At 64.9% G+C, this 12,002-nt stretch carries 11 protein-coding genes; 10 read left to right on the top strand and 1 reads right to left on the bottom strand.

Annotation, left to right across the window (positions count from 1 at the left end):
• The first annotated feature begins 1 nt into the window (after nucleotide 1).
• Nucleotides 2-844: a phytanoyl-CoA dioxygenase family protein gene (locus JJ691_RS15055; protein WP_211769394.1), complete on the top strand. Its 843-nt coding sequence runs from the start codon at nucleotides 2-4 to the stop codon at nucleotides 842-844.
• A gap of 36 nt (nucleotides 845-880) precedes the next feature.
• Here the strand turns inward: JJ691_RS15055 and JJ691_RS15050 are convergent, their stop codons facing one another.
• Nucleotides 881-1,861 (bottom strand): UbiA family prenyltransferase, encoded by a 981-nt coding sequence (locus JJ691_RS15050; protein ID WP_211769393.1) that lies wholly within the window; start codon nucleotides 1,859-1,861, stop codon nucleotides 881-883.
• A 77-nt stretch (nucleotides 1,862-1,938) separates the two neighbouring features.
• On the opposite strand from JJ691_RS15050, the gene JJ691_RS15045 reads away from it, so the two are divergent.
• The 9 genes from JJ691_RS15045 to JJ691_RS15005 all read left to right on the top strand — a co-directional run bounded on the left by JJ691_RS15045 (nucleotide 1,939) and on the right by JJ691_RS15005 (nucleotide 11,972).
• Nucleotides 1,939-3,171, top strand: a complete 1,233-nt coding sequence (locus JJ691_RS15045) for an FAD-dependent monooxygenase (RefSeq protein WP_211769392.1) — start codon at nucleotides 1,939-1,941, stop codon at nucleotides 3,169-3,171.
• Nucleotides 3,172-3,256: 85 nt separating this feature from the next.
• On the top strand, nucleotides 3,257-4,027 hold the full coding sequence (locus JJ691_RS15040; protein ID WP_211769391.1) for a methyltransferase: 771 nt from the start codon (nucleotides 3,257-3,259) through the stop codon (nucleotides 4,025-4,027).
• Nucleotides 4,024-5,085, top strand: coding sequence for an acyl-CoA dehydrogenase family protein (locus JJ691_RS15035; protein ID WP_211769390.1), 1,062 nt, complete (start codon nucleotides 4,024-4,026; stop codon nucleotides 5,083-5,085). The genes JJ691_RS15040 and JJ691_RS15035 overlap by 4 nt, the downstream gene beginning before the upstream one ends.
• Nucleotides 5,082-5,894: an alpha/beta fold hydrolase gene (locus JJ691_RS15030; RefSeq protein WP_211769389.1), complete on the top strand. Its 813-nt coding sequence runs from the start codon at nucleotides 5,082-5,084 to the stop codon at nucleotides 5,892-5,894. Before JJ691_RS15035 ends, JJ691_RS15030 begins: the two co-directional genes overlap by 4 nt.
• Nucleotides 5,895-5,924: 30 nt before the next feature.
• Nucleotides 5,925-7,061 (top strand): cytochrome P450, encoded by a 1,137-nt coding sequence (locus JJ691_RS15025; protein ID WP_211769388.1) that lies wholly within the window; start codon nucleotides 5,925-5,927, stop codon nucleotides 7,059-7,061.
• A 57-nt stretch (nucleotides 7,062-7,118) separates the two neighbouring features.
• Nucleotides 7,119-9,068 (top strand): KedN5 family methylcobalamin-dependent radical SAM C-methyltransferase, encoded by a 1,950-nt coding sequence (locus JJ691_RS15020; protein WP_211769387.1) that lies wholly within the window; start codon nucleotides 7,119-7,121, stop codon nucleotides 9,066-9,068.
• Nucleotides 9,069-9,102: 34 nt separating this feature from the next.
• A complete protein-coding gene (locus JJ691_RS15015; protein ID WP_211769386.1) occupies nucleotides 9,103-9,573 on the top strand; it encodes an enediyne antibiotic chromoprotein in 471 nt (156 codons plus the stop codon).
• 79 nt (nucleotides 9,574-9,652) lie between these two features.
• Nucleotides 9,653-10,894 carry a polyprenyl synthetase family protein gene (locus JJ691_RS15010; RefSeq protein WP_211769385.1) on the top strand — a complete coding sequence of 414 codons (1,242 nt, stop codon included), beginning with the start codon at nucleotides 9,653-9,655 and terminating at the stop codon, nucleotides 10,892-10,894.
• Nucleotides 10,884-11,972, top strand: a complete 1,089-nt coding sequence (locus JJ691_RS15005) for a cytochrome P450 (protein WP_211769384.1) — start codon at nucleotides 10,884-10,886, stop codon at nucleotides 11,970-11,972. Before JJ691_RS15010 ends, JJ691_RS15005 begins: the two co-directional genes overlap by 11 nt.
• The last annotated feature ends 30 nt before the right edge of the window (nucleotides 11,973-12,002 follow it).

The raw sequence follows: 12,002 nt of genomic DNA, 5'->3' as shown, positions 1-12,002 counted from the left end.
CATGGGAAACGATGAAGCAGGCGGCATACCCCGCCTCGACAGGCCCTACGGCCCGGACCAGTTGGACACGGCGCTGCTCACTCGGGGGGCGGTGATCCTTTCCGAGGCGTACTCGTCCGAACAGTGCGAGACGTTCCTGGCTCAGGTCGCCGCATACGTCCAGGAGCATCCGGAGGAGGCCGAGTACGCCGCGGGTTCGGTCCTCGGTTACTTCCAGGGAGAGACCACGTCTACGCTGCACTCGCTCGTCGGTACCATCCCGTGCGCGCCGTCCATGGTGCTACAGAAGGACATCGTGGACTGCGCGCGGCGGGTGCTCAACCCGCTGTCGGACACGATCCTGCTCACGATCGCCGAGTACATGGCCCGGCAGCCCGCCGCAGAACGCCAACAGTTGCACCGTGACACCTTCTCGTGGCGGCACTTCCCCGGCGGCGAGCATCCGGTCGCGCTCACGGTAATGGCGGCGATGACCGACTTCACCGCCGAGAACGGTGCGACCTGGGTGGTGCTGGACAGTCACGGCGGGGCACCGGACGCGCAGGCCCCGGACTGGAGCGAGGCGGTGCAGGCCGAGATGAAGCAGGGCGACGCGCTGCTCTTCCGCGCTGACCTTTTCCACGCCGGCGGCGCGAACACCACTGAGTCGGATGTGCGACGGATCTTCTCGATGGGCTTCCAGGTCGCCTGGCTGCGGACGGTGGAGAACCACGCCCTGAGCGTGCCACCCGCCAAGGCGATGGGACTTCCGTGCGAACTACAGGAGCTGCTTGGCTATTCACATGAGCTGGTGCTCGGGCTCTACAAGGGCGGTGATCCGAAGAACTCGCTGAAGCTGGCGTGATGACGCGAGCCGGGGGCAAATGCAGTTCCTTCTTGGCTAACGGACCGGACGGAACGGCTCGTGCCGGCTGCGCATGAACCGTTGGGCGACCACGGTGAGCACCATCGATGGTCCGGCCACGAGGATGGCGAGCCCCGGCCGGCCGGCGGCGGCCACGAGGAACGAGCCGAGGATGATCCGCTCCACGACCACGACCTCATGGGCGCGCAGGCCAACGGATCGGGCGATCGGCCTGGGCGCCCGCAGCACGGTCAGCAGTGACACCGAGCCGAGCGCGACTGACGCGAGCATCGCGATGTAGTAGACGACAGCGTTGATGTTCCCCCGGAACAGCACTGGCCAGGTCAGGCCCAAGGCTGTCCAACCGACATAGAACCCGACCAGCGCGCGGACGGTGGCGCTGTCACCTCGCCGAACGGGATAGGTGTGGTAGCCGCCGAGACGATCACCGTCGCGGTCGCACAGGGCGCCGAGCAGGTTGGAGCCAGCATCGTGGATCCAGAACATCAACGCCAGCGGGATGAGTTCAGCGTCCGGTAGGGGCCGCACCGTCATCGAGCCGTAGAACAGCGTCAGCGCGGTCGGCAGTCCGCGGATGATGTTTCCCCACAGGCCGCGCCCTTTTAGCCTGCTTGCGTAGGCGATGCCGGATACCGTGGCGAATGCGGCCAGTATGACGGTGAGCGGATTGACCAGCGTCGCGAGCGTCACGCCGGCTGTGATGAAGAAGATCATCAAGTTCTTCGCGGTCCTGGCCCGTATTCGGCCGGATGGTATAGGTCGATGTGGTTTAGTCAGTGCGTCCAGGTCTCGGTCGAAGTAGTCACCGCCGTACAGCGACGCGATCCAGGCGAGAGTGGGCGCGAGCCATGCAAGAGCGAGGGAATGGTAGGCAGCTTCCGGCCCGGTCAACACGGCACCGCTTAGTCCGAGAGTGCCAGCGTAGAAGGCGGTGTCGGGGCGGCATGCTTCGATGTGTGCCAGTAGTTTTACCCGAATACCGGGGGTTGTGTGCATAATTGAGATCGTATCGGCTTGTGGTGTTGTTTTTCGAGATCCTCGCATGACCGCGTCGGTTACACCGGGAGGTTTCGATGGCGCTTGCTCACGGCCGCACCGCACACATCGTCGGGGCGGGAATCGCCGGGCTCGCAACGGCTGTCGCGTTGGCCGGTAAGGGATGGTCGGTACAGGTCTTCGAGCGGAGCGCTGACCTGCGGGCGACCGGCGGAGGGATCGGTATCACCCCGAACGGAATGCACGCGCTGAACGAGATCGGTTTGGGTGACATGGTGCGTGCGTGCTCCGTGATCCAGCGGGATGGCGGAGTGCGGGCGCCGAGCGGTCGGTGGATCGCGCACAGCCCGCTGGGGTTCGTCGAGAAACGTTATGGCGAGGCGATTCGGGCGCTGCCGCGGATCACGCTGGTCCGGGCTTTGGCGTCGGCGCTCCCGTCCGGATCTGTCCATTGTGGAGCGCGTGCTGAGCCGGTCAGCACCGGCGACGCGACGAGGGCCGCGGTCATGCGAGTAGAAGGCCGCGAACTTGAGTCGGCATTGCTCGTCGGGGCCGACGGCATCCGGTCGCGGACCCGCCAGATGATGTACCCGCACCATCCGGGGCTTCGGTCCGGTGGCGCAGTGAGCTGGCGAGCGATGGTCTCATCGGATGGGCTGGCGCTGACCGCCGCCGAGACCTGGGGAGCGGGGCTGCGTTTCTCGATTCTACCTCTACCGGACGGCATGGTGCATTTCTCTGCGCTCGCCAAGATATCCGCACGTCGTGCGGTCGCGAACGGTGCCAGCGAGCTACAGGCGCTGTTCGGCAGCTGGCACGATCCAATTCCGGAATTGCTGGAAAGGGCATGGGAAACGTCGATCTTCTTCGACGAGATCGAGGAGATCAGCCGACCAGTTGACAATTTCACGATGGGCCGCATCGCGCTGGCCGGAGATGCGGCGCATCCGATGACGCCGAACGTCGGGTCAGCGAGCCTGGCACTCGAGGACGCTGTCGAGCTCGCGCACGTGGTGGCCGACGCCGCGGCCTGGGACGCGTTGCGAGAAGGCCTCGCGTGCTACGACAGGGTCCGGCGCCCCCGCACCTCCCGGCTGAGCCGGATGTCAGGACGGATGGGGCGGTTCGCCCAGTGCTCAGCCCTACCGGCGGTAGCCGCCCGCAACGGCGGTGTGTGGCTCGGGGGGCTCCTTCCCGAGGTGGTTTCCCGGCGGCCGATGGACGCCATGGTGGGCTGGTCACCGCCCTCGACTCGGGCCACAGCCGCGTTCGGCGAAGCCACCTTGCGCCGCGCTCCGCCCGCTGTTTGAATGTCTTCCGTGACACGCGGAGTGATCCCGCGTTATTGTAGATCGCGAGTTAGTCCGAATCCTTTACGCGCGAAGGTAGGGCGACATGGAAGCGCGCGACTTCGAGCTGCTCATCGGGCAGAACATCATTGACAAGTACCATTCCGATGTTAGCAGGGAATCAGTTTTTGAATGGGTCGGACTTGAATGGGATCTGCTGGACGACGTGTGGCCTCCCATTTACTCGCCAGGCGGTGAGCTGTACGCCGACGAAATCCCGTTCGTTGAGATGTCGTCGTTTTTGGAAATGGGCTGTGGCGTCGGAATTATGTCGGTACTCGCAGCTCTGGCCGGCTGCCGCACGGTAGTCGGACTCGACATCAACCCGGCGGCGGTCCGGAATACCGAGATGAACGCCGAGCGTCACAGTGTCGCCGATCGGGTGACAGCTCGGGAGAGCGACCTGTACTCTGCGATCAGGCCTGGGGAGCGGTTCGACGGGATCTACTGGAATCCACCGTTCCTGGATGCTCCTGAGGACGTCGTCGACTCCTCCATCTGGCACGAGACCATGTTTGATCCGGCGTACTCAAAACTGCGGCGCTTTCTGCGTGGCGCGCTCGATCTGCTCAATCCAGGCGGCCGGGTCTATCTCTGGTTCGGTGAGGCCCTGGGCAATCCCTCCCTGATAGGTGACCTGGCCGAGGAGTTGGGTCTCCAACTGAGAACGATCAAGAGGTTGGAACTGTCGGCGGTGCCCGAAGCGCTTGCCGACGCCTTCCCCGACCACGTGGTGAACGCGGCCGAGCACGCCCAGTGGCACCTACACCTGCTGGAGCTCACGCCCATGACCAGGAATGGAGCAGCGCTCACATGACCGACATGCTCCAGAAGGCAGCCAAGATCGCCGACGAGGTGTTGCTCCCCGCCGCGAGCGAGGTCGACCGGTACGGCCGGATACCCGGCAGTCACTTTGACCGTCTGGCAGAGGACGGTTTCTACGGTCTCGTGGCGCCACCCGAGTTCGGCGGGCTCGGCGTCGAGTTCCCGGACTTCCTGGAATTGGTGGAGATCCTCGCCAGCGCCTGTCTCACCACCACGTTCACCTGGCTGCAGCACCACGGTGTCGTGATGGGACTGGCGATGACGCCGAACTCGGCCCTGCGCGCACAGTATCTCGGTCGTGCGGCGAGCGGCGAGTTGCGCGGCGGCAGCGCGTTCTCCGGTGCCATCCCGGTTCCACCGCACGTGCGGGCCACCAGGTCCGGCGAGGGCTGGACGATCAACGGCCAGGTGCCGTTCGTGAGTGGATGGGGTCTGGTCGACGTCTTGCACGTATCCGCGTTGGATGAACAGTGCGGCGATGTCGTCAGCGGTCTCATCGAGGCGAAGCCGGGTGATGGCATCGCGGCGGTTCACCCGCTGTCCTTGGTCGCGGCGCAGGCCAGCAACACGGTGCGACTGGAGTTCCGGGATCTCCACCTTCCCGATGAGATGGTCACCACTCGGGCCAATCGCGACGAGTACATCGCCGGCCTGGCAAGGGGATCGCGGGTCGACGGCTCGTTGGCGTTGGGCCTGCTCAGGCGTGCGGTGGCGCTACTGGAGTCCGCCGGGCAGTTGGCCATTGCGGAAGCCGTGCGGGCCAGGGCCGCGCAGGTGCGGACGAAGTTCGATGCGGCGATGGCTTTTCCGGCGGACCTGCCTGTGACACGCGCGGCTTGTTCCGAACTCGCGCAGCAAGCCTGCACGGCCTACCTCGTCGCGGTTGGAGGCGCCGGCCTGGTCAGCACCCATGATGCGCAACGGCTGACGAGGGAGTCGCTTTTCACCCTCGTTGTCGCCGGCCGGCCTGATGTCAGGACAGCGCTGTTGGGGCTGCTGGAACGCCGCGCCCGTTGCGGAGATCACGCGGTCGCGGGAGGATTCGCATGAACCAGGTCGGACTCACCGAGGGGTACCTCGCCTACGACGACGTCGGGGACGGTCCTCCGGTCGTGTTTCTGCACGATGGCACGCTCGACCGGCGGGTGTGGGACCGGCAACTGCTCGCCTTCGATGAATACCGCGTCCTCAACCTCGACGCGCGCGGGCATGGTGAGTCCTTCACACCGACGACTCCGTACTGGCGTGGCGACGACGTGATCGCCCTGCTCGATCAGCTCAACCTGCCATCGGCTGTCCTGGTAGGACAGTCCATGGGAGGCACGAGCGCTCTCGACATCGCGATGGACCTTCCGGACCGGGTACGCGGCGTGGTCATCAGCGGCTGTGGAACCTCCGAACAGTACTGGCAGAGCCCGTTCGTCGTCGGCCTGCTGAAGCGTCAGAAGGCCGCGGCGTTGCGGTGCGACACCGACGCCTACATCGAGATGTACCTGCGTCTTTGGGTGGACGGGCCAGCGCGTGAGCCGCACGAGGTCTGTCCGTCGGTGCGCGAACGATGCCGAGAAATGGCGATGCACACCGCCACTCGTCACGCCCGACCAGACCCGGTCCTGCCAGGCAAGGCGGTCGACACCTGGGCCCGGCTGCCCGCCATCAACACGCCGTTGCTTGCTGTCGTTGGCGAACTCGACTGTTCCGACGTCAAAGAGATGGTGGAGCGGGTGGTCTCGGCGGTCCCGAACGCGAAGCTCGAAGTGTTCGCCGGGGCGGGGCACATGCTGAACATGGAACAGCCGGCCCGGTTCACCCACACGGTGCGGGAGTTCCTCGATGGCCTGTCCGGTCAGCCATCGTAGGAGGAGATCATGGACATTCAGTCTTTCACCTTGCCGTTCGACCGACCGTCACCGCTGGACCCGCCGGCGGCCTACACGGAACTCCGCCTCGACTCGCCAGTGGTCCGGACCATTACCGCCTCGGGGCAGCCCGCCTGGGTGGTGATCGGCGCCGACGCCGCCCAGCGTGTGCTGTCGGACCGTCGGTTCGGGATCCTGCGTCCAGGTGCCTCGGCAGACACCGAATCACTGCTCTGCGATGGCGACGATCACGCCAGGCTGCGGCGGGTGATCTCTCGCGGCCTCAGCGCCCGGGCCTTGGACGGCCTGCGGCTGCGAGTAGAGCACCTGGCCAGCGAATTCGTGTCGGACGTGAAGCGGGGCGGACCGCCGGCCGACCTCGTGGCGAGCCTGTCCAGGCCGCTGACGCTCGCCGTGATCACTGAGATGCTCGGTGTCCCGGTGGACGACCGCGAGCGTTTCTACACCTGGGCCGAGGCAGTGTCCGTGCTGATCGCGGACCCCGAGCGCCATGCGGCAACGTGGGACGAAATCATCGAGTTTCTCAGTGGATTGGTCACGGCCAAGCGTGCGAATCCGGGCGATGACCTGCTCAGCGCCCTGGTCGCGGTGCGCGATTCGGACGACGATCGGCTCAACGACCGCGAGCTGCTGCTGGCCGCTGCCTCCTTGCTTTCCGGCGGCCAACTGACGACGGCCAATTCCCTGTCGATCGGCGTGATCAAGCTGATTCAGGCCGGCGGCCTCGGTGGCCTCGGCGACCACCAGGCCGTGGCCTCGGCTGTCGAGGAGATTCTGCGCCACCAGGCGGGAATCAGCGGCGAGGCGTTTCCCCGCTGGGCTCATGAGGATCTTCAACTAGCCGGCCACACCATCGCCGCCGGCGACATGGTCATTGTCCGGATCGAGGCCGCGAACCGCGATCCGGCCCGCTTCCCCGACCCCGACCGGTTCGATCCAGCCAGAGTGCCCAAACCGCACCTGAGGTTCGGGCACGGCCCGCATCGCTGCGTCGGAGCGGCCGTGGCGCGGATGGAGATCGCCGCCGCCGTCGCCGCACTGGCGAACCAGATGCCAGGTCTCGCGATGACCTCCACGTCGGAGGACATCCCCTGGACCGATCACCCGCTCGACAGTGGGCCGGCCACCTTACTCGTGGCGTGGTGACGCTGCCGAACAAAGCATTCACTAATCGTAGGAACTTCAGTGCAAGGGGAATTCCCGATGGCGCCATTGAATGTCTTTCTGATACAGCAGGGGGTCTGGGCTATGGCGCTCAAGTCGATGCCGCTGGCTTCCGGCTATCTGAAGGCGACCGCGCTGCGGGATGAACACATCGCCGCGAATGTGGACATCCAGATCCACAACTTCGACGGCGGCAGCACTCTCTTCGGCATGGCTAACAAGCTTTTCCGTGCCGATGTGCCCGACGTTATCGCCTTCTCTGTGCTCGGTTGGAATTACCGAGAATTCGCCGCGCTCGCCGAGACCTTCAAACAGCTCAATCCGGACGGCTGGGTGGTCTTCGGCGGCAACCATGTCTCACATCAGGCCGGCCGTGTCTTCGGCATGTACCCCTTCGTCGACATCGTGGTCAATGGCGAGGGCGAGTTCACCTTCCGCGACCTGTTACTTGCCCGGCTCAACCGAGTTTCCCCACACGTGCTACACGACATCGAGGGGATCTCGTTCCAGGACGCCGCCGGCGGGCTGGTCACTACCCAGGACCGGCCGCGGATCGAGGACCTCGACCTCATCGCCTCGCCATTCCTCACTGGTGTTATACCGATGACCGACGAGAACGGTGAGTTCCCGTATGACGTCGCACTACTCGAGACGAATCGAGGCTGTCCGTACAAATGCTCGTTCTGCTACTGGGGCGGTGCGGTCGGCCAACGCGTCCGCGCGTTCTCTCGGGAGCGGCTCCGGCGAGAGGTTGAGATATTCGCTCAGTACAGGGTGCATACGATCGTGCTGTGTGACGCGAACTTCGGGATGATGCCGATCGATCTCGAGTTCGTTCAGGACGTCATCGACATCCGCGCCGAGTACGGATTCCCCAGGAGTATCGAGACTTCCTGGGCCAAGAACAAGTCCAAGGTCTTCTATGAGATCGTCAAGTCGATGAAGGATGCCGGGCTGCACAGCTCCTTCACCCTCGCGCTGCAGACGTTGGACGAGAACACTCTCGACCTGATGAACCGGCGCAACATGAAGGTCAATGATTGGGAGAGTCTGGCTGAGTGGCTCGGCCGGGAAGGGCTCGACTGTTACGCCGAGCTCATCTGGGGCGCTCCCGGGGAGACCATCGACTCGTTCATGAAGGGGTACGACCGGCTCGCCAACCACGTCTCCCGGGTCGCGGTCTACCCGATGCTGATCCTGCCGAACACCACGTACCAGCGGGACAGGGAGAAGTTCGGGCTGGTCACCGTCCGGGGCAACACCGATGACTTCGAATACCTGCTGTCCCACGACACCATGCCGGCGTGGGACAACCAGTACATGCACCGGTTCATCTTCGTGTCCAGGCTGGTCGCCGAGAACCCGGTCTTCCGGTACATCTGGGCACCGCTACGCGCCCTTGGCGGGATAACGCAGTCAGAGGTGATCCGATCGCTGATGGCCTGGTTCGAGACCGATGACAGTTCTGGCGTCGAGCCGTACCGCAACGGCATGTTCAACTCGTTCACCGATTCCGATGTGTTGGCTCCCGTCCTTGCCCATGTGTATGGTGACGACGAGGCCAAGGAAGTGTTGCGGCGCTGGTGGAACGAGTCGCTCATGCCGCTGGTGCCACAGGCGGTTCGTTCGTTGCTGGACAGCGTGTTCGAATACGACCTGCTGACGCTCCCGGCCTACACCGGTCCGGGACGCGAAGTATCACCGCGCTATGCCAACGAAAGCCTCCCGCAGGTCGAGGTGAACGGCGAGAAGTTCTATGTATGGCGCGACGTCCGGCTTGATTGCGACGTGCCAGCCCTGGTGCTGGCGCTTCGTCGAGAGGAACCGTACGACCATGTCATCCGGGAGATAGTCAGCTCGATCTACTACAAGGTCGGTGCCAACCACTTCCTACCCTCGACCAATCATGAAGAAATTGTCTACTACATGGGGCGACTCGAGTGGCAGTTGCTCGGTCGAAGCGGTGCGGCTACAGATATTTCCGAGTGAGGCACCGTGCCTCCAATGGAAGGGTGAAACTGTCATGATCACGTTTGGTAATCCGGGTATCGCGCCTAAGCTGGCGGTGATGCTCGCGGTGGTGTTGTCGGCAAGCGCCGGCACAGCGATCGTGGGAACTTCTCCGGCGTTCGCGGCATCGCCGACAATCGCGGTGGATCAATCGAGCGGGCTGGTCGATGCCCAGGCGACGGTGGTGGTCGGTAGCGGCTTCACGGCCGGAGACCGCGTCGGCGTCGTGCAATGCAACAGGCCCGCGGATCCGGCGCAGATCAGCTGTAATGATGCGGACGGCGCAGTAGTGACCGTCGGCGCGCGCGGTGAATTCCAAACCCAGCTAACCGTCCGTCGGGAATTCAACGGAACCAATCCGCTGACCGGAAAGCCGGCGGGACACGTCGATTGCGGTGTGGCTCGAGGTTGTGCAGTCACGGCCGGTAGCATTGCGTACCCGGGCATTTTTGCGAACCCGGTTCCGATCAGTTTCGGTGGCTGACAGGTGAACGTCATGCGTTCGAGCCGGCCTGTCTGGTTCGGACGCATGACGTCATCGTCGGAACGAGGAGGAAAAGGCGATGCGCGGTCATGTGACGGTGAACGCAATCGCAGGTGATGCCGAGCTCCAGAACGTGCTGTCGAGAGCGGGGGAGCTCGTCTCGCTTGTCAGCAAGGTGGCAGCGCGCCTGGAGGAACGCTGGGACGCCAGCTCGGGCCTGCTGGACCGCATGTGCGCCCATGCGCTCGTGCCGTCCGGGAAGTTGTTCCGCCCCATACTCCTGCTCGAATCCGCGCTCGCTGTCGGTGGTGACGCCGAACAGGTGCTTCCGGCCGCGATCGGCGCGGAATGTGGTCACACGGCCAGCCTGGTCCACGACGACATCATCGACGACGACGACTTGCGCCGAGGCAGGCCTTCGGTCCAGCACAAGTACGGGGTCGACAACGCGATCGTCGCCGGTGACGCGCTTATTTTCGCCCTGTTCGCCGCCCTCGCCGAGTGCCGGGCCACCGGTGTGCCGCCCGACCGGATCGTCGCGGCGCTGGACGTCGTCGCCAGGTGCGGGATCGACCTGTGCCGCGGCCAGAGTCTGGAGTCCGAGTTGTGCCGCCGGATGGACTTCGACGTCGACGCGTACCTGACGATGGTGAAGCTCAAGACAGCCGCTCTGTTCAGGGGAGCGTGTGAATGCGGTGCGCTGCTCGCCGGTGGCGACGACAGCATGGTCCGGGCGTTGGGGACGTACGCCGAGAACCTGGGTACCGCGTTCCAGATCCATGACGACCTGCGGTCCTACACGCGCAACACCGAAGTCATGGGCAAGCCGGACACCAGCGACATCCGTAACCGCAGACCGACCCTGCCCGTGCTCCTGGCGTACGAGTCCGGGGATCCCGTGGACCGCCGGGCCATCAAGGACGTGCTGTCTGGCGACGGTGATCCAGTGACGAGGCGGGACAGCCTCGTCAAGATCCTGGAGCAGACCGGGGCGCTCTCCGCCGCGTATGCGCGTGGCGGCCAGTACGTGGACAACTCGGTCGCCGCGTTGCAACCGTTGCCGCCCAGTGCCAGCCGGGAGCGGTTGCGAGGCTACGCGGAGGCGGCCATCGGCCCGCGCGGCGAGCGGCGGGAAGCCATGGAGCCACATTGTGATCGCCGATCAGGCGCGGTGGCCGCAGTTCTTGGGAGTAGCCATGAACCATCAGCGACCCCTGCCGACGAGCCCGTTCGCCCGGCCGGACATTCTCGACATTCCGCCGGCCGTGCGGGAGATGAGGGGCAAGTGCCCGGTGTCCCGGTTTCGCACCATGGCCGGTGACGAGGCGTGGATGGTCACCCGCCTCGACGAGGCGAAGCGGCTCTTCTCCGATCCGAGGCTGACTCGCTCCCATCCTGATCCGATGAACGCTCCGAGGGTCACCAATTCCGCGTTGCTCGACGGCGCGGACTGGGGCTATGAGGACTATGAGAGCGAGCGAGACGGCGAGGCTGCGATGCGCGCGCTGTTGTCGAAGTTCTTTTCGGCGCGACGGATGGCGACACTGACGCCACGGATCGAAGGGTTCGTCGACGACCTGTTGGCGGCCATGGCCGAGCAGGGACCGCCGGCGGATCTCGTTGAGTCCTTGGCTCGCCCGCTGCCCATGCTGGTCATCTGCGAGCTGCTCGGCGTACCGTATGCCGACCGTGGCCGATTTCGGAGGTGGTCGGAGCAGGCGGCCGACCCGGTGGACGGACAGGGCTCTCGTGCGGCACTGGAAAGCATCCACGGCTACATGGAAGAGTTGCTGGAGCGCAAGCGAATCGAATCGGCAGAAGACGTCCTGTCCGATCTCGCCGCCGCGTGTGAGTCTGGTGCGCTGAAGCCGCTCGAGGCGAACGCGATGGCGACCGGCGTGCTGTTCGCGGGGCATGCGACCACTGTCGTCGTCATCCAGTGGGGCGCACTGCACATGCTGACCAATCCCTCGCAGCGCGAGGCATTACGACGAGACCGCTCGTTGCTCCCTTCAGCTGTCGAGGAGATACTCCGTCGCCGGATGTCCGGTGGAGAAGCGCTCGCCCGCTACGCCACTGCGGACATCGTGGTCGGCGACGTGACCATCCGGGCCGGGGACGCCGTGGTGATCAACCTGATCGGGGTCAATCACGACCCGCTCGCGTTTCCCCAGCCAGACCAGTTCGACATCGCCCGGAAACCCAATCCGCACTTAACTTTCGGATATGGTCGGCACGTGTGCGTCGGTCAGAACCTGGCCCGCCTCGAGTTGCGTGCGGTGTTCGGCCAGCTCTTCGAGAAGTTCCCGACCCTGTTCCTCGCAGCTCCGGTGAACCAGTTGCGGGTGAATGACAACCCGGTCGTCGGTGGCCTGCGCGAACTGCCAGTGGCGTGGTGACGAATCCCTGGTGACGAATCCCTGGAGGCG

It is taken from the genome of Kutzneria sp. CA-103260, from assembly GCF_018263855.1.
GTDB lineage: Bacteria > Actinomycetota > Actinomycetes > Mycobacteriales > Pseudonocardiaceae > Kutzneria.
The sequence above is the reverse complement of the archived record's forward strand: the minus strand, read 5'-3'. Positions and strand labels throughout refer to the sequence as shown.

What these genes read in the sequence shown, in the direction of transcription:
- JJ691_RS15055 (WP_211769394.1), top strand. Translation starts at nt 2, where the DNA reads ATGGGAAACGATGAAGCAGGCGGCATACCCCGCCTCGACAGGCCCTAC.
- JJ691_RS15050 (WP_211769393.1), bottom strand. Translation starts at nt 1,861, where the DNA reads ATGCACACAACCCCCGGTATTCGGGTAAAACTACTGGCACACATCGAA.
- JJ691_RS15045 (WP_211769392.1), top strand. Translation starts at nt 1,939, where the DNA reads ATGGCGCTTGCTCACGGCCGCACCGCACACATCGTCGGGGCGGGAATC.
- JJ691_RS15040 (WP_211769391.1), top strand. Translation starts at nt 3,257, where the DNA reads ATGGAAGCGCGCGACTTCGAGCTGCTCATCGGGCAGAACATCATTGAC.
- JJ691_RS15035 (WP_211769390.1), top strand. Translation starts at nt 4,024, where the DNA reads ATGACCGACATGCTCCAGAAGGCAGCCAAGATCGCCGACGAGGTGTTG.
- JJ691_RS15030 (WP_211769389.1), top strand. Translation starts at nt 5,082, where the DNA reads ATGAACCAGGTCGGACTCACCGAGGGGTACCTCGCCTACGACGACGTC.
- JJ691_RS15020 (WP_211769387.1), top strand. Translation starts at nt 7,119, where the DNA reads ATGGCGCCATTGAATGTCTTTCTGATACAGCAGGGGGTCTGGGCTATG.
- JJ691_RS15015 (WP_211769386.1), top strand. Translation starts at nt 9,103, where the DNA reads ATGATCACGTTTGGTAATCCGGGTATCGCGCCTAAGCTGGCGGTGATG.
- JJ691_RS15010 (WP_211769385.1), top strand. Translation starts at nt 9,653, where the DNA reads ATGCGCGGTCATGTGACGGTGAACGCAATCGCAGGTGATGCCGAGCTC.
- JJ691_RS15005 (WP_211769384.1), top strand. Translation starts at nt 10,884, where the DNA reads ATGGCCGGTGACGAGGCGTGGATGGTCACCCGCCTCGACGAGGCGAAG.